16 protein-coding genes are annotated in these 15,495 nt (G+C 64.6%); 6 read left to right on the top strand and 10 right to left on the bottom strand.

The features are described 5' to 3' along the window. Positions 1–45: 45 nt before the first annotated feature. From AB4850_RS18180 to AB4850_RS18155, 6 genes are all read right to left on the bottom strand, one after another. On the bottom strand, positions 46–741 hold the full coding sequence (locus tag AB4850_RS18180; RefSeq protein WP_414444403.1) for a GntR family transcriptional regulator: 696 nt from the start codon (positions 739–741) through the stop codon (positions 46–48). Further along, complete coding sequence (locus AB4850_RS18175; RefSeq protein ID WP_414444402.1) at positions 741–1,976, bottom strand: LVIVD repeat-containing protein; 1,236 nt, start codon at positions 1,974–1,976, stop codon at positions 741–743. The genes AB4850_RS18180 and AB4850_RS18175 overlap by 1 nt, the downstream gene beginning before the upstream one ends. Before the next feature lie 59 nt (positions 1,977–2,035). Further along, positions 2,036–3,352, bottom strand: coding sequence for an MFS transporter (locus tag AB4850_RS18170; protein ID WP_414444401.1), 1,317 nt, complete (start codon positions 3,350–3,352; stop codon positions 2,036–2,038). Between the two features lie 292 nt (positions 3,353–3,644). Next, positions 3,645–5,204, bottom strand: coding sequence for an aldehyde dehydrogenase (NADP(+)) (locus tag AB4850_RS18165; RefSeq protein ID WP_414444400.1), 1,560 nt, complete (start codon positions 5,202–5,204; stop codon positions 3,645–3,647). 20 nt (positions 5,205–5,224) lie between these two features. Next, positions 5,225–6,139, bottom strand: a complete 915-nt coding sequence (kdgD, locus tag AB4850_RS18160) for a 5-dehydro-4-deoxyglucarate dehydratase (protein WP_414444399.1) — start codon at positions 6,137–6,139, stop codon at positions 5,225–5,227. 122 nt (positions 6,140–6,261) lie between these two features. After that, the gene (locus AB4850_RS18155; protein ID WP_414444398.1) at positions 6,262–7,185 is read right to left on the bottom strand and encodes a LysR substrate-binding domain-containing protein; all 924 of its coding nucleotides are present in this window, start codon (positions 7,183–7,185) and stop codon (positions 6,262–6,264) included. Positions 7,186–7,336: 151 nt separating this feature from the next. Here AB4850_RS18155 and AB4850_RS18150 point away from each other — a divergent pair, with 151 nt between their 5' ends. Beyond that, positions 7,337–8,350: a zinc-binding alcohol dehydrogenase family protein gene (locus AB4850_RS18150; protein ID WP_414444397.1), complete on the top strand. Its 1,014-nt coding sequence runs from the start codon at positions 7,337–7,339 to the stop codon at positions 8,348–8,350. A gap of 98 nt (positions 8,351–8,448) precedes the next feature. Beyond that, a complete protein-coding gene (locus AB4850_RS18145) occupies positions 8,449–8,886 on the top strand; it encodes a GlcG/HbpS family heme-binding protein (RefSeq protein ID WP_414444396.1) in 438 nt (145 codons plus the stop codon). A gap of 170 nt (positions 8,887–9,056) precedes the next feature. Here AB4850_RS18145 and AB4850_RS18140 read toward each other — a convergent pair whose 3' ends face one another. Beyond that, a complete protein-coding gene (locus tag AB4850_RS18140) occupies positions 9,057–9,803 on the bottom strand; it encodes an SDR family oxidoreductase (RefSeq protein ID WP_414444395.1) in 747 nt (248 codons plus the stop codon). Between the two features lie 129 nt (positions 9,804–9,932). On the opposite strand from AB4850_RS18140, the gene AB4850_RS18135 reads away from it, so the two are divergent. After that, the gene (locus AB4850_RS18135; RefSeq protein ID WP_414444394.1) at positions 9,933–10,904 is read left to right on the top strand and encodes a LysR family transcriptional regulator; all 972 of its coding nucleotides are present in this window, start codon (positions 9,933–9,935) and stop codon (positions 10,902–10,904) included. A 3-nt stretch (positions 10,905–10,907) separates the two neighbouring features. Here AB4850_RS18135 and AB4850_RS18130 read toward each other — a convergent pair whose 3' ends face one another. From AB4850_RS18130 to AB4850_RS18120, 3 genes are all read right to left on the bottom strand, one after another. Next, a complete protein-coding gene (locus tag AB4850_RS18130; protein ID WP_414444393.1) occupies positions 10,908–11,540 on the bottom strand; it encodes an NAD(P)H-binding protein in 633 nt (210 codons plus the stop codon). Between the two features lie 34 nt (positions 11,541–11,574). After that, entirely contained in the window at positions 11,575–12,159 is a 585-nt protein-coding gene (locus AB4850_RS18125; RefSeq protein ID WP_414444392.1) for a YceI family protein, read from the bottom strand. 76 nt (positions 12,160–12,235) lie between these two features. Beyond that, complete coding sequence (locus tag AB4850_RS18120; RefSeq protein ID WP_414444391.1) at positions 12,236–13,066, bottom strand: oxidoreductase; 831 nt, start codon at positions 13,064–13,066, stop codon at positions 12,236–12,238. A 281-nt stretch (positions 13,067–13,347) separates the two neighbouring features. Here AB4850_RS18120 and AB4850_RS18115 point away from each other — a divergent pair, with 281 nt between their 5' ends. The 3 genes from AB4850_RS18115 (at position 13,348) to AB4850_RS18105 (ending at position 15,443) form a co-directional block, all read left to right on the top strand. Beyond that, the gene (locus AB4850_RS18115; RefSeq protein WP_414444390.1) at positions 13,348–13,941 is read left to right on the top strand and encodes a TetR/AcrR family transcriptional regulator; all 594 of its coding nucleotides are present in this window, start codon (positions 13,348–13,350) and stop codon (positions 13,939–13,941) included. Positions 13,942–14,131: 190 nt separating this feature from the next. After that, entirely contained in the window at positions 14,132–14,257 is a 126-nt protein-coding gene (locus AB4850_RS18110; protein WP_414444389.1) for a hypothetical protein, read from the top strand. Positions 14,258–14,390: 133 nt separating this feature from the next. Further along, positions 14,391–15,443 (top strand): GGDEF domain-containing protein, encoded by a 1,053-nt coding sequence (locus AB4850_RS18105; protein WP_414444388.1) that lies wholly within the window; start codon positions 14,391–14,393, stop codon positions 15,441–15,443. The last annotated feature ends 52 nt before the right edge of the window (positions 15,444–15,495 follow it).

Genomic DNA, 15,495 nt, shown 5'->3' with positions numbered 1-15,495 from the left:
CAGGGTTGCCGGCCGGGTCGAAGCACCCGGCCGGCATTGCTTCGTCTACTCCGGCAAATCGAGATTCGATTGCAGGATGATGTCGGCCGTCGCACGGTAATGCGCCACCAGCATGTCGATCGCACCTTGCGGCGGCCCGTCGATTGCCGCGTCGATCAAGGCCTTGTGCTCGTTCGTGACGTCACGTGCCGGATAAGCGAGGCTCATCGACAAAAAGCGGTAGCGCGCCGCGTGGTCGGTCATCAGCGAACAGAAATCCAGCAACCAGCGCGACGGGCACGTGGCGAGCAGCGCCATGTGAAACTGCTTGTGCGTGTCTTCCCACGGCGCGTTCTCCTCGAACACTTCCGAATTGGCCGAGCGATCGGTTCGTGAAAGCCGATGCCCGGCCAGGATCAGTTGCTCTTCCCATTTCATCGTCCGGTGGGCCAGCGCCTCGCGCAGCGCGACGGTCTCGACCCAGCAGCGCGTGTTGGTCAGCTCGACCAGTTCGCGCCGCGATACCTGTGCCACGAAAAATCCCTTCTGGTCCACCTTCTGCACGAAGCCCTCGATCACGAGCTGATTCAGCGCCTCGCGTATCGGCGTGCTGGTCACGCCGTAACGCTGGCTGATCTCGTCGATCAGGAGCTTGGCCGACGGGGTCAGCTTGCCGCACAGAATGTCCTGCCGGAGCACCCGATAGACGGCGCTCGTGCGGGTGAAACTGGTGGCGGGTTTGGAACTTTGCGAAGGCAACATCAAATATCCTCGAACTGCGCGATGGTCAGGCCTGCATTCGTGTCGGTGATGTACATCAGCCCGTTGCGGTCGACGAACACGTCGGCGGACTGCGTGACCTGCACCGCGCCCGGCCGGATGTCCACCACCTCGAGCGGCGCGCCCGGCACGATATGCCCGACCTCGCGCGGCCTGAAAGCATTGGAAATATCGAACACGCGAACGCCAGCATTATGCCAAGTCGCGAAGATCAGGTTTTCGCTCTGAAACGCGCCGGGGCGGTTCTCGTGAAGGTTGTGCGGGCCGAACTTGCCGCCGACCGCGCAGTAGTTCAGTTCCTCCGGCTGCGGCAGCGTGGCGATCGAGATCGGCCGGCCCGGTTCGCGCACGTCGAACACCCACGTATGCGCCAGCCCCGCGGCGCAGTTCGAGCTCATCGCCTCGTCGGCGATGATCGCCAGCCCGCGCCCCGGCAACGGCAGCGGCGTATGGGTGCCGCCCGCGAACGGCGGCGACATCACCGTGTGATTGAGCAGCTTCGGCGCCACCGGATCGGACAGATCGTGGATCGTCAGCCCGCCGTCGCGCCACGCGCCGTACAGCTTGCCGTCGGCGGGAATCGCGTGATGCAGCGCCCAACGCTTGCCCGGGGGCCAGGCCGGGGTTTCGTCGCCATCGCGATGCATGCCCGGCAGCGCCCAATGGCCGGCGAGCGTCGGCTTGGTCGGGTCGGCCACGTCGAAGATCGCCAGCACGAAATCCGAGTAGCCGCTCAGATGCGCGGACGCGTAGGCGTAGCGCCCGCCCGTCCACCAGAGCCGATGCAGGCCGATGCCGCCCACCGGGCAGAAGCCGATTTCACGCGGGTTGGCCGGGTCCGAGCCGACATCGTAAATCCGCAGCCCCGCCTCGAACGGCCGTTCTCGACGCGTGAAGCTGTCGTCGATCGCATTCGTGAAATAGTCGTCCTGGCTCTTGTATTGCTGCAGCGCCCACACGTTCGCGCTGTTGACCGCCAGCAGCAGGCCGTCATGCAGTTGCAGATGATGCGCACGCGTGTTCTTCGCACAGGCGATGAAGTTGACCGGCTTCGGCGCTTTCGGATTGCCGACGTCGATCACCGAAATGCCGTCGCTGAACATGTGGCCGATATAGGCATGGCCGCGATCCACCATGATCTGAACGCCGTCCGGGCGCTTGCCCTGATCGGTGTGGCCCAGGAAGGTCACGTTCGAAGAACGGGAAATGGGATGCATCGTCAACCTCTCGTCAAGTCACTGGAACAGAACATCCGCGGCGTGCGGTTCAACGGCATTCAGGCGATCTCCGCGAGCGAGCGCTGGCGCGTCTCCGGCCCGATCAGATGCAGCCCCGACGCCGCGATCACCATCAAGCCGGCGATGCAGCCGAACACCGCCCCGAGGCCGAACCCGTGCTGGATCAGCGGCAGCGCCGGCACGAACCCCGCGGTCGCGAGACGTCCGATGCCCGCGGCCATGCCGAAGCCCGACGCACGCGCCTGGGTGGGGAACACCTCGGACGCGAAGATCTGCATCGTGTTGCCGCCCACCTGGTAGAAAAAGATCATCAGGAAACCGGCCGCCATCAACTGCAGATTGGTGCCCGCATTGGCGAACGCCACCGCGAACACCCCCGAGCACAGGAACGTGATGAAGGCCGTGCGGCGGCGCCCGAACCGGTCGAGCGCAAACATCATGAACAGGCTCGCGAACGGTGCGGCCAGCGTCATGCCGAACGTGTACGACAGCGATTTCGTGATCGTGAAGCCCTGGCTGTTCATGATGTTCGGCAACCAGGTGCCGAGGCCGATCGTCACGCAAAAGAACGCGCTGAAGCAGACCATCGCGGCCAGCAGGCGCACCCGGTAGTTCTTCCACACCATCACGAACGGGTCGGCCTTCGTGTCGTGCGCCACGTCGGCCAGCTCTTCGGCCGGTTCGCCGAGCCCCATCTTCTTCAGGATCGCCAGCGCCTCGCGGCCACGCCCCTTCGCGGCGAGCCAGCGCGGCGATTCGGGCAGCGCGAAACGCAGCACGAACAGCACCAGCGCCGCCACGCCGATCGCCCCCCAGATCCCCCGCCAGCCGATCGACTCGCGGAAGTACAGCGTGACGAGAAACGCCAGCGGCCAGACCAGCGCGCCGCCGATGAAGTGCACCAGGGCGAGAATCCGGCCACGGATGTCCTTCGGCGCGTACTCACCCGCATAGGTGAACGCCAGCGGCTGCTCCGCCCCCAGCCCGAGCCCCGATACGAAGCGCGCCAGGATCAGCCACATCACGCTGGGCGCCAGTGCGCTGGCGATGGTTGCCAGGCCGAACAGCAGCAGATTGAACTGATACACGGCCTTGCGGCCGAACCGGTCGGTGAACTGGCCCTGCGCGAACGTGCCGATCGCCAGCCCGAACAACTGCGCACCCCCGACCCAGCCGAGCTGGGCCTGCGTGGCGAAATGCTGGTGCAGCATGTCGGGAATGAAGGAACCGAAAATTGCATAGTCAATGACATCCAGGCAGTAGCCGGCCGCGACGAGCGCGATCACCTTGACGTGCGTCGGCGTGATCGCGGCCGAGTCCAGCGTGTCCGAAACAAAAGCGTCAACTGTTCTCATTGTCTCCTCTCTTCTCTGCCAATACCGGCTGCCCGCGGCCGACGATTCGATGATCGTGGACATGCGTCTATATTTATATATTGCTCGGTATTTAGTTAAAAAATATATCATCGTAAACATCAACAGTACAAAATATATTTTCAATTTTGCGTGTGCTTCACCGCCTCCCTCTGTTGATTGGACGATCGGTTGCGTGCCGCGAAACGCGGCGAAACAGGCCGGACCGGGCCACCCCGCAAGGCATGGCGGCCCGGCGAGCGGCCACGCGGGCCGCCCGGATGGTGGCGGTGAACTAGCGGTGCGTCTGGCCGTCGACCAGCCGGCGAAGCTGGAGCGGGTTGTCGTCGGCAAGCGCCGCCGGCAGCAGCTCGGCAGGGAAATCCTGGTAACAGAGCGGGCGCAGAAAGCGCCGGATCGCCAGCGAGCCGACCGATGTGCTTCGGCTGTCGGAGGTCGCCGGATACGGGCCGCCGTGCACCATCGCATGGCAGACTTCGACGCCGGTCGGCCAGCCGTTCGCGAGCAGCCGGCCGGCCTTGCGTTCGAGCACCGGCACCAGCAAACGGGCGATCCCGGTGTCGTCCGGGTCCATCTGCAACGTCGCGGTGAGCTGGCCGTCCAACTGCTCGGTCAGCGCCACGAGCTGTGCGATGTCGCGACAGCGAACCAGCAGGGACGACGCACCGAAGACTTCCGCCTGCAACGCGTCGCTGCCGAGGAAGGCGTCGGCGTCGGTCGCGAACCACGTGGCGCGGCATCGGTTCGGCCCGCTGCCGGGCAGCCCCCGCGCCAGGACGGTGACCGCCGGATGCTCCAGCAGCGCGGCCACGCCGGCGTCGTAGGCGGAACTGATATCGGGCGTCAGCATCACTTGCGCGGCGCTGCCCGAGAGCGCGGCGGCAGCCGTCGCGACAAAGCGCTCCAGATCGGGCGACGCCACCGCCAGCAGCAGGCCGGGATTGGTGCAGAACTGGCCGGCGCCGAGCGTCAGCGACGCGGCGAACGCTTGCCCGAGCGCATCCGCGCGCGTGCGCAACGCGCCGGGCAGCAGATAAACGGGATTGATGCTGCTCATTTCCGCGTAGACCGGAATCGGCTCGGCACGGGCCGCCGCCACCTTCATCAGCGCGACTCCCCCGCTGCGCGAGCCCGTGAATCCGACGGCCTTGATGCGCGGGTCGGCCACCAGGGCGGTGCCGACCTGACGGCCCGAGCCGAACAGCATCGAAAACGTTCCGGCCGGCATGCCGGTGCGTTGCACCGCACGCCCAATCGCGCCGCCCACCCATTCCGCCGTGCCCGGATGCGCGTTGTGCGCCTTCACGATCACCGGGCAGCCGGCCGCCAGCGCGGACGCCGTATCGCCGCCCGCCACCGAGAACGCCAACGGGAAATTGCTTGCGCCGAATACCGCCACCGGCCCGATCGGAATGTGACGCTGGCGCAAGTCGCTGCGCGGCTGCGGCGTACGCGCCGGGAGCGCCGGATCGAGGCGCGCCTCCAGCCAGCCGCCGTCGAGCACGACATCGGCGAAAAGGCGCAGTTGCGCCGTTGTGCGTGCGCGCTCGCCTTCGAGCCGCCCGCGCGGCAAGCCGGTTTCCTGCATCGCGCGCTCGATCAGCGAGTCGCCCAGCGCATCGATCTCGTCGGCGCAGGCCTGCAGAAACGCACTGCGCTGCTGCAACGTCGTCTCGCGATAGACGTCGAACGCCTGCCACGCCAGTGCGCAGGCCTGCTCCACCTCGGCCTTCCCGGCCAGCCCGTAGGCCGGTTCGAGCACCGCGCCGTTGGCCGGATCGGTCGCGCGATGCTCGCCGGTCTCGCCGCGTACGGCGTCGGCGCCGATCAACATGCTGCCTGTCAGCGCCCGCATCACCGACGCGCCCCGATCAGGTTCTTGAGCAACGCGAGTTCGTCTTCCTTGAGATCCGCAAGCGGCGTGCGCACCGGGCCGGCGGAGCGGCCGACCGCCGTCATGCCCGCCTTCACGATCGACACGGCATAGCCGGCCCGGCGATTGCGGATCAGCGTATAGGGCAGCACAAAATCGTGCAGTTCGCGCTGAATGAACGCGTGATCGCGGGCGCGCACGGCGGCGTAGAAGCTCAACGCCCATTCCGGCAGGAAGTTGAAGATCGCCGACGAGTAAGTCGTGACGCCCATCTCCAGATACGGCAGCGCATAGGTCTCGGCGGTCGGGAGGCCACCGATATAGGTCAGGCGATCGCCAAAGCGGTTGTAGACGCGCGTCATCCGGTCGATGTCGCCCACGCCGTCCTTGTAGCCGATCAGGTTCGGGCACCGCTCGAGGATCTGCGCGACGGCCACATCGTCGAGCATCGCGTTCGCGCGGCTGTAGACGATCACGCCCAGGCGAGTCGACTCGCACACGCGGATCACATGCGCGGCGACGCCGGCGGCATCGCATTCGGTCAGATACGGAGGGAACAGCAGGATGCCGTCGGCGCCGGCCGCCTGCGCTGCCTGCGCATGCTCGATCGCCTGAGCCGTGCCGCCGCCCGCCGGCGCGATGATCGGCACCTTGCCGTCAACCGTTTCGACCGCGGCCCGCACGACCCGATCGACCTCGGCGGCGGTCAGCGAGAAGAATTCGCCGGTGCCGCCGGCAGCGAAAAGCCCGGCCACCGGGTAACGGGACAGCCATTCGAGGTTCGCGCGATACGCGTCTTCGTCGAATGCGTAGTCGGGGGTGAAATGCGTGATCGGAAAGGAAAGCAGGCCTGCGCTCAAGGTGTCGCGCAGTTCCTGGTGGGTATATCGGGTCATGGTGCCGTCTCCGTGATAATGAAGACGACTTTAGAAAGATTATCGATGCCCGTACATTTCAATCACTGAATGGATTGATACCTTTACTGGATCACGCATCGACCGACGTCGCCCGGCGCGGCTCACCCTGCGCCGAGCACCGGATGACTATCGCGCAACACCGCACACCGCTGCCGCAGGAAACCGTGCAGTTGCGTGATGACCGGGGTCAGTTGCGCGCGATGCGCGCACAGCAGATGCAAGGGCGACGGCTCGCAGTGGTCATGCGGCAGCAGTTCGACCAAGCGGCCGGCCGCCAGATCGGGAATCAAATCCAGTCGCGACTTGTAGATCAGGCCTTCCCCGGCAATCGCCCAGCGCCGCACGGCGTCGGCATCGTCGCTGATGCGGTTGCCCGTCACGGCCACGGTGCGATCGCCACCCGGCAGCGTGAACCGCCACCGTTCATGCACCTGCTCGCTCCACACGAAGCGCAGGCAATTGTGCCGCCGCAAATCCTCGACGTTCGCCGGCTTGCCGTGACGCGCGATATACGACGGCGCCGCGCACAGCGCACGGCGATTGCCGTCCACCAGCGACATCGCCAGCAGCGACGAATCCGGCAACGCGCCGTAGCGGATCGCGATATCCAGCGGCTGCCGCACGAGGTCCACCGAACGGTCGCTGATGCGCACCTGCAACGAGAGCCCAGGATGCCGATGCTGGAATTCATCCAGCCATGGCAGCAACAGGTTGCGGCCGAAGTCGGACGACGCCGACACGCGCAACGGGCCGCTCAATACCGCGCGCCCGGTCGACAAGGCCTGTTCGCCCTGCATCTGCGCACCGAGCATCGAGCGCGCGTGCGGCAGATAACGTTCGCCGGCATCGGACAGTTGCATGCTGCGCGTCGAGCGCGTGAACAAGCGCGCATTCAGCGCTTTTTCCAGCCGCTGCACGCATGCGCTCGCATGGCCGGGCGCGATATTGAGCTGCCGCGCCGCTTCCGAAAAGCTGCCCAGCTCGGCCGTATGGACAAAAATCTGAACGTCGTCGAGGCGAATCATTTTCGTCGAATTAACGAAAGTATTTGGTCATTTCGGGTGTTTTTCCGAATATCCGCCAACGATACCATCAAACCCGACATCACCCAATGACGCTGAAAGCCTTGCCAGTCAAGGCTTTCACGTTGCCCGCCCCTATTCGCAGGATATTTTCATGAAAGCTGTCGGCTTCTACCAGAACCATCCCATCGAGCACCCGCAAGCGCTGGAAGACATCACGTTGCCCACACCGGCGCTGCGCGACCACGACCTCCTCGTGGAAGTCAAAGCCGTGTCCGTCAACCCGGTCGATACCAAGATTCGCCAGCGCGGCGATGTGCCCGAAGGGGCCGCTCGCGTGATCGGATGGGACGCGGCGGGCATCGTTCGCGCCGCCGGCCCGCTCGCCACGCGCTTCAAACCGGGCGATCGCGTCTGGTACGCCGGCGACATCACGCGGCCCGGCAGCAACAGCGAGCTGCAGGCGGTCGACGAGCGCATCGTCGGCCCGATGCCGGCCACGCTCGATTTCGCCGAAGCCGCCTCGCTGCCGCTGACCGCGATCACCGCATGGGAACTGCTGTTCGACCGCCTTCAGGCGCATGCCGCCGATCCCACCGAGAACGGCGTGCTGCTGATCGTCGGCGCGGCCGGCGGAGTGGGTTCGATCCTCACCCAACTCGCTCGGCAGTTGACCGGGCTGACGGTGATCGGCACCGCATCGCGCGACGCCAGCCGCGACTGGGTACGCGCCCAGGGCGCGCACCACGTGCTTGATCATCAGCAAGACTGGGCGCCGCAATTGAAGGCGTTCGGGATCGACGAGGTGAGTTACGTGGTGGGGCTGAACGACAGCGCGAGCTATCTGAAACAGATCGCCGGCGTGCTTCGCCCCGAAGGCAAGTTTGCGCTGATCGACGATCCGGACAGCCTCGACATCCGGGCGTTCAAGTCCAAATCGATTTCGATCCACTGGGAATTGATGTTCACGCGCTCGATCTTCGGAACCGCCACGCTCGCGCGTCAGCACGCGCTGCTTCGCCGGGTTGCGGAACTCGTCGATCGCGGCGATCTGAAGCACACCATGACGCGCCGCATCGACGGCATCGACGCCGCCGGCCTCAAGCAGGCGCATGCCTGGGTGGAAACCGGCGGCATGATCGGCAAGGCCGTGCTCGCCGCGCGCTGATGCGCGGCGCGGCTTCTCGTTCAACGCGTTCGACACACCACCGCGCATCGAGCGGCATCGCTCGATGCGTCATCGTCCCTCACCTCGCAAGGCTCGACATGACCACCACGCCCCCTCCGTTCTTCACCACCTCCGTGATCACGCGCGAAGCCGCTGCCGCGCTGATCGACGCCGCACGCAAGGCGTCCGAGGCGATCGGCTTCGAGCCGGCCATCGCGATCACCGATCCGGCCGGCCACCTTCGTGCGTTCGAGCGCACCGACAATAGCTCGTTTCTGGCTGCCGACATTGCCATCGACAAGGCATGGACCGCCGCCACGTTCGGCATCGACACGAACGTCTGGATCGAGGTATTGAAAGAGCCGGGTGCGGCCTATCTTCAGCATCGTCCGCGACTGACGCCGGTGGGTGGCGGGTTTCCCATCTCGATCGATGGCAAGCTGATCGGCGGCCTCGGCATTTCGGGCGGCAACCATGCGCAGGATCGCGAAGCGTGCATCGTCGCGTTGCAGGCGCTCGGGTACGCAACGGCGTAATCCGTCGCGCGGCGGGACCGGCACCGCTCGACGGCCAGCGCATTCACCGCGTGATGCGCTCGCATGCCCTGCCGATGCAACGGCGAGCGGCGTCTCTCGGCGGGTGCTGCAAACCGTAAACGATGGCTCGAAGATGCCGATGAAAAGCTGGCCGGCCCAGCGGGGCCTGGTCAGGGAATCTGACGGGTTGGCCGGAACACGATCTCGTTCACGTCGACATCGGCGGGTTGCTCGATGGCAAAGGCCACCGCACGCGCGAAGGAATCGGCCGAGATGGCATGGGCCTGATAGAAGTCGCGCATGCCTTGCGCGATGTCCGGCTCGGTCACGCTGCCCTTCAACTCGCTGTCCACCGCGCCCGGCGACACGATGGTGGTGCGGATATTCCAGGGTTTCGTCTCCTGCCGGAGCCCTTCGGACAGCGCCCGCACGGCGTGCTTGGTCGCGCTGTAGACAGCCCCGTTGACCATCACCTTGTGGCCGGCTACCGACGCCACGTTGACGAACTGTCCGCCCTTCTGGCGCTGCATGTGCGGCAGCGCCGCCGCGACACCGTACAGCACGCCCTTCAGATTGACGTCGATCATTTGATCCCAGTCATCGACCTTCAGTCGTTCCAGCGGCGAAAGCGGCATGAGCCCCGCGTTGTTGATCATTACGTCGATGCGCCCGAATGCGTCCACCGCCGTGTCGACGAGACGCTTGACGTCGTCGCGCACGGTGACGTCGGCGGCAACGGCCAGCGCGCGGTGTTGCGGATGATTCAACGCTTCGGCCAATGCCTGCAGACGCTCGGCACGCCGCGCGCCGAGCACGACGTGCGCGCCCCGCGCGCTCAAGAGGCGCGCCGCCGCCTCGCCGAGACCGCTGCTGGCACCCGTGATGACGATGACCTTGCCCTGGATGTTGTCGCTCATGGAACGCTCCTGTTGATCGGTGAGGCCCCATTGTGGAGAGCGCATTGTCAAAGCACTAGCCGTGTACGTGTTGATCCATTATCAAGTTAAAGTTGACACTGCCCGCCGACACCTTTCAGGAAGCACCCCATGTCCCTCATCGACTTTCGCGCCATCGAGACCTTTTCGAAGGCGATCGAACTCGGCAGCATCCGGCGCGCTGCCGCCGCGCAAGGCATCAGTCCGCAAGCCGCGAGCCAGTCGCTCGCGAACCTCGAGGAGCGCCTCGGCGTGCGCCTGCTCCATCGAACGACCCGCAGCATTGCACTGACCTACGAAGGGCAGCAGTTCCTCGAGGCCGCTCAACCGGCATTGATGGCATTGGAACGTGTGGTCGATCGGATTCGCACCGCCAAGGACGAGATTGCCGGCCCGTTGCGCATCGTCGCGCCCCGATACTCGTTCCTGCCGCTGCTGTGGCCCCTGGTCGACGCGTTCTGTCACCGCCACCCCGACGTCGAGCCGGACATCAAACTCGACGACCGCATCGGCAACTGGGTGCAGGACCGGGCCGATGTCGGCTTCCGGATTGGCTCGGCGCCCGAGGATGGCGTGGCCGTTCGCCGACTGTTCGCCATGCAGCTCATTGTTTGCGCGGCCCCTGCCTATCTGGCGAGGCACGGCGCGCCCGATTCGATCGAGCAACTGGCCTCGCACCGATGCAGCGTGTTCCGGCACCCCGGAAGCGGCCGCGTGCTGCCCTGGCTTCTCAAGGTGGGTGGGGAAGTGATCTCCCATGACCTCTCCCCTACGCTCTCGACCAACGACGCCCAGCTCGAGACCGAAGCGGTGCTCGCGGGTCATGTCATCGGCTTGTTGTCCGGGTTGTCGGCGGCGCCGTTGATTCGATCGGGGCAGTTGGTGCCGCTGCTGGTGGACCATGTCACGGACCACATGGGCGTTCACGTCTACTACGGCAGCCGGACGGCGCAGCCGTCACGCGTTCGTGCGTTTGTCGATCTGACCGTGGAGCGGCTGGCCGGATCGAACGAATACGTCCTGGATGCAAAGGAACTGGCCACGCTGGAAGCGAAAGGCCGAGGAAAATCGCGGCGACGATGAGATTCAGCTCATCGCTTCGGCAGGGATCCAGCGACATCCGCTCTTTGCCGCGATGACGGCATCGAGCAACGAAGCCGCGATCGCCTCGGCTGGATTGACCCGAAGCTTTTTCGGCAGGATCGGGGCGAGAAATCGAAACAGTGTCAGCGCGGCTTGCTCGGCACGCCTTGCTTCATGTCGCGCGCCGCCAATCAGGCTGGGGCGGCAGATCGTGAGCGATTGGAATCCGATGTTCCGGATGTCCCTCTCGACCTCGCCTTTGGTCCGGTAGTAGAAGCTCATGGAATTCGCCGATGCGCCCATGGCAGTGACGATCGCGTAGGTCTTCACGCCAGCCGCATGCGCGGCTTCGCCGATGGCGACGGGCAGTGCGTGATCGACATGACGAAACGCCTGCTTCGAACCGGCTTTTGCCTGGGTCGTTCCCAATGCGCAGATCACCGCGTCGGGCCGATGCGACATGAGCGTTGGAACCAGCGCCTCCAGGCGCGGCCCGACCGGGTTCACCAGTTTGTCATGCGGCGTCAACGCTCGCCGGGTTGGCGCAATCACCTCGGAAAACGCCGGGTTGGCCAGCGCCAGCGTCAAGGTTCGGCTTCCCACCAATCCTGTCGCGCCCAGCAGCAGCAGTTTCATCTTCGGTCCCTCCCAGTCGGCAAGCATCGCCGGATTATTGCTTGATTCCCTCGAAGTTGATGGTGACGCGCACCTCATCGCCCACCTCGGGCACATAGGCCTTCATGCCGAAATCGGAACGTTTGATCGTCGTGGTTGCGGTAAAGCCGGCCTTGTAGACGTTCGTTCCGTTCGTATCCTGCGCCCGTCGATTGAACGTGGTCTTGAGGACCAGCGGCCTGGTGATCCCGAGCAAGGTGAAGTCGCCCTGGATGTCCGCCGTCTTGGCGCTCGTCATCTCGATGTGCGTGCTCTTGAACGTCATTGTTGAAAACCGTGCGACGTTGAAGAACATCGGCCCCTGCAACACCTTGTCGCGCGCGGCAAAGCCCGTGTCGACGCTGTCCGCGCCCAGGGTCACCGCGACCGTGCTGTGTTCCGGCTTCGCCGTGTCCAGCAGCAGCGTGCCTTCAAGCTCGTGAACCGAGCCTGTGATGGTCGAGAAGCCGAGATGGTCGATCGTGAAGATCGCCTGCGTATGGGCCGGGTCGAGGGCATAGGTGTCGGCCGCGAACGCGGAAGCAAACGGCGCGGCGCTGATCAGGGCCGCCGCAAAAAGCGGCTTGAGCGAGAGGGGCATGGCGGTGGATCGTTTCAATGAATTGGAATTCGGAACGGCGTTCAAGGCTTCGATCGAACGTTCCGGAACGGCTTGATTACGCGTGCAGCGTGCCTTGCGCCGAGTTGGATACGGCTTCCCATTTGTCCCAGTTGCCGAGGCGCGCCTGGTAGGCCGCCTTGAACTTCGCGATCGTCGTCGAGCCGAGCACCAGGCGAAGCGGAGGTTCATCCGCGTCCACGGCTTTGAAGATCGCCGCGGCGGTGGCCGCCGGATCGCCAAAATCCTCGGGTTTGAACGACGAGCGTATGGCCTGGCGGATGGGGTTGTAGACGTCGATGGCCGGCGGGGATTGCACCGCTGCGCGAAACCCGGTGGTGAAGTGGCCTGGTTCCAGGATCGTGACTTTGATACCGAATGCAGCCACTTCGGCCGCGAGTGCTTCCGAGATGGCCTCGACGGCAAATTTGGTGGCGGTGTACGTGCCCCCCGTCGGGAAAGCGATCACGCCGCCGATGCTCGACACCGTCAGGAGATGCCCGCTGCGCTGTGCCCGCAAGATCGGCAGCGCGGCCTGAATGACCCATAGCGTGCCAAACACATTGGTGTCGAAGCTGGCTTTGGCCTGCTCGGCTTCCAACTCCTCGATGGCGCCCATGTAGCCATAGCCGGCGTTGCTGACGATGACGTCCAGACGCCCGAAATGCCGATGTGCCTGACCGACCGCTGCAAACACCGCATCGCGATTCGTCACGTCGAGCGGCAGCACCAGAATCGCATTGCCATGAGCCTTGACGAGCTCATCGAGCGCCCCCACGTCGCGTGCCGTGGCAACCACCCTATCGCCGCGTTGCAGCGCAGCCTCCGCCCAGACACGGCCAAATCCGCTCGATGTCCCCGTGATGAACCAAACCTTCGACGACGCCATGTTATCGACTCCGCAATAAATTTGCACTCAGTGCAATATATGCACTGAGTGCAAATTCGTCAAGGGCAATCGACCCTCCGAGGAACGGCATCCGGGCGTGGCGACGCGCTTCGGACGTCAGTGGCGTTCGTGCGGCCTGGCGGCCGTCGTTGCGACACCTGTTCGTTCGTCAGCGATCCGCGCCAGAGCGGCGGGGGGTGGCTACGGCATAATCCGGTGGGCGGAAAGCTCGCGTACCGATTAGACAATGCCGTATCTCGGCGGCTGTCAGAGTGACAACGATGATTGACATAGATAACATCCAGAACGACCTGCGTGAACGCAAGCGTCAGTTGACCCTCGATCTGATCGCCCGAACGGGGCTCAGGCTCTTCGTGGAAAACGGCTACGAGGCGACGACGCTCGATGCCATTGCGGCGGCATCGGGCATCTCGCGGCGCACGTTCTTCTCCTATTTGAAGTCGAAAGAGGATGTCCTGCTGGCGCATGAGAGCGGCAATATCCCGCGCCTTCTGCGCCCGACTTTCCTGGAGCAATCACCGAAGCAGCGGCCGATCGACGCCGCCCGGAAGACCTTCCTGATCCTGGCCTCAATGTATGAGACCAAGGAATCCGTCATGGCGGATCGCATCTTGCGGTCGATTGAAACGCTTCGGCTACGCAAGGAAGCGCTTCACGTTCAGTTGGAGGAGGTGCTGGCCGAGGCGATGTACGAACGATGGCCCGATCCGGCCCGGCGGCCGGCCTTGCGCCTGACCGCGATGATGGCGATGGGTACGCTCAGGTTCGCCAAGGAGAACTGGCGGCGGGATGAAGCGGCACATCCGTTGACACACTACATCGACGAGGCGTTCGATCTTCTCGCTGAGCAGTGAAGGCGTGCTCCGAACTCGGCGAATCTCGGTAGCCAGGATGCCCAGACTGGTGTGTTGATCAGCGGCGGACATTGGTCGCCGATCAAGCAATCGGCTGAACGACATTCCCCGTGTGACCTCCCCCCGACCCATCGGCTCGTTACGCCGTCATTGCTGTGGCACCTGCGAGAGTACCGATCGGAGGCTAGCCATGAAAGAAATCACGGTTGAAATCGTCAAATCAATTAGCGATAAGGAATTCGACGAGTTGTGCCATGTCTTGATCGCCCCCGATCCCGAACGCGATGGCAACATGCGCGGCACCGACAGTGACTGACCTCCTCCCGACCGGCCGGGCACCTGGCTTTCGTGCAAAGCGTATCGAAGCAGCCTTCCCTGCACGGGCCGCGGCCATTCAAGGCAGCGCCGTACCGGCCGATAAAATATTTTCACGGTATTGAACGATCACAATGAGCCACGAAGAGAAAGACCCGGCCGGCAGCCCGCTTCAAGCTGCATTTCTGCGCCACGAAGAGAGCCTTGCCTCGCCCGGAAGCCAGCCCGGCGAGGACAACCCCGCCGTGTATCGCACGCTGCTCGAGTCGACCCGGGCGATCCCCTGGAAGATCGACTGGGCGACGATGCAGTTCGCGTACATCGGCCCGCAGATCGAAAAGCTGCTCGGCTACGCGCCGTCCACATGGAAAACGGTGGAGGACTGGGCCGCGCGCATGCATCCGGAAGACCGCGACGCCGTGGTGAATTTTTGCGTCGCGCAGTCGCAAGCGGGCGCGGATCACGAGGCGGACTATCGCGCGCTGACCGCGGACGGCGGCTACGTATGGATTCGCGACGTGGTTCACGTCGTGCGCAAGGAGAATGGCGACGTCGACGCGCTGATCGGCTTCATGTTCGACATCAGCGAGCGCAAGCGTACCGAGGAAAAAGTCGCGGAACTCCAGCGCGAGCTGGAGCGCCTCTCGTTGTCCGACAGCTTGACCGGGATCGGCAACCGTCGCATGTTCGACACGGTCGTGGCGCGCGAATGGGCGAGCGCCGCGACATCGAGAAAGCCGCTCTCGCTCGTGATGATCGACATCGATTTCTTCAAGTCGTACAACGATTATTACGGCCACCTGCAAGGCGACGAATGCCTGAAGCGCCTGGCGCGCGTGCTCGGCGAAGCCGCCGGCCCGAACGCGTTCCTGGGCCGGTTTGGTGGCGAGGAATTCGCGCTCGTGCTCGCCGACACCCACGCCGACGACGCCGTGCGTATCGCGGAGCGCTGCCGCACGCTGATCGCGGAGGAATCCATCGCGCATCTGCGCTCGCCGCACCAGCAGCGCGTCACCGCGAGCTTCGGGGTCGCCACCGTGGTGCCGACCGAAAACATCGACGTCACGGCGTTCATCAACTTGGCGGATGCGCAGCTTTATCAGGCCAAGGATCAGGGACGCAACCGCATCGCGGCAGTGGATCGGGCGGGCATCGGTGGCGAAGGGTTCAAGCTTCAGTCGCGTTGATGCCGACGCGACGTTCCCCCGCCCTCGAGTAGCGCAACGCTTTAGAAGCTGT

This window comes from Burkholderia sp. 22PA0106, from assembly GCF_047497155.1.
Classification (GTDB): Bacteria; Pseudomonadota; Gammaproteobacteria; order Burkholderiales; family Burkholderiaceae; genus Burkholderia.
This window is presented reverse-complemented; position numbering and strand designations above follow the sequence as displayed.

What these genes read in the sequence shown, in the direction of transcription:
- AB4850_RS18180 (WP_414444403.1), bottom strand. Translation starts at nt 741, where the DNA reads ATGTTGCCTTCGCAAAGTTCCAAACCCGCCACCAGTTTCACCCGCACG.
- AB4850_RS18175 (WP_414444402.1), bottom strand. Translation starts at nt 1,976, where the DNA reads ATGCATCCCATTTCCCGTTCTTCGAACGTGACCTTCCTGGGCCACACC.
- AB4850_RS18170 (WP_414444401.1), bottom strand. Translation starts at nt 3,352, where the DNA reads ATGAGAACAGTTGACGCTTTTGTTTCGGACACGCTGGACTCGGCCGCG.
- AB4850_RS18165 (WP_414444400.1), bottom strand. Translation starts at nt 5,204, where the DNA reads ATGTTGATCGGCGCCGACGCCGTACGCGGCGAGACCGGCGAGCATCGC.
- kdgD (WP_414444399.1), bottom strand. Translation starts at nt 6,139, where the DNA reads ATGACCCGATATACCCACCAGGAACTGCGCGACACCTTGAGCGCAGGC.
- AB4850_RS18155 (WP_414444398.1), bottom strand. Translation starts at nt 7,185, where the DNA reads ATGATTCGCCTCGACGACGTTCAGATTTTTGTCCATACGGCCGAGCTG.
- AB4850_RS18150 (WP_414444397.1), top strand. Translation starts at nt 7,337, where the DNA reads ATGAAAGCTGTCGGCTTCTACCAGAACCATCCCATCGAGCACCCGCAA.
- AB4850_RS18145 (WP_414444396.1), top strand. Translation starts at nt 8,449, where the DNA reads ATGACCACCACGCCCCCTCCGTTCTTCACCACCTCCGTGATCACGCGC.
- AB4850_RS18140 (WP_414444395.1), bottom strand. Translation starts at nt 9,803, where the DNA reads ATGAGCGACAACATCCAGGGCAAGGTCATCGTCATCACGGGTGCCAGC.
- AB4850_RS18135 (WP_414444394.1), top strand. Translation starts at nt 9,933, where the DNA reads ATGTCCCTCATCGACTTTCGCGCCATCGAGACCTTTTCGAAGGCGATC.
- AB4850_RS18130 (WP_414444393.1), bottom strand. Translation starts at nt 11,540, where the DNA reads ATGAAACTGCTGCTGCTGGGCGCGACAGGATTGGTGGGAAGCCGAACC.
- AB4850_RS18125 (WP_414444392.1), bottom strand. Translation starts at nt 12,159, where the DNA reads ATGCCCCTCTCGCTCAAGCCGCTTTTTGCGGCGGCCCTGATCAGCGCC.
- AB4850_RS18120 (WP_414444391.1), bottom strand. Translation starts at nt 13,066, where the DNA reads ATGGCGTCGTCGAAGGTTTGGTTCATCACGGGGACATCGAGCGGATTT.
- AB4850_RS18115 (WP_414444390.1), top strand. Translation starts at nt 13,348, where the DNA reads ATGATTGACATAGATAACATCCAGAACGACCTGCGTGAACGCAAGCGT.
- AB4850_RS18110 (WP_414444389.1), top strand. Translation starts at nt 14,132, where the DNA reads ATGAAAGAAATCACGGTTGAAATCGTCAAATCAATTAGCGATAAGGAA.
- AB4850_RS18105 (WP_414444388.1), top strand. Translation starts at nt 14,391, where the DNA reads ATGAGCCACGAAGAGAAAGACCCGGCCGGCAGCCCGCTTCAAGCTGCA.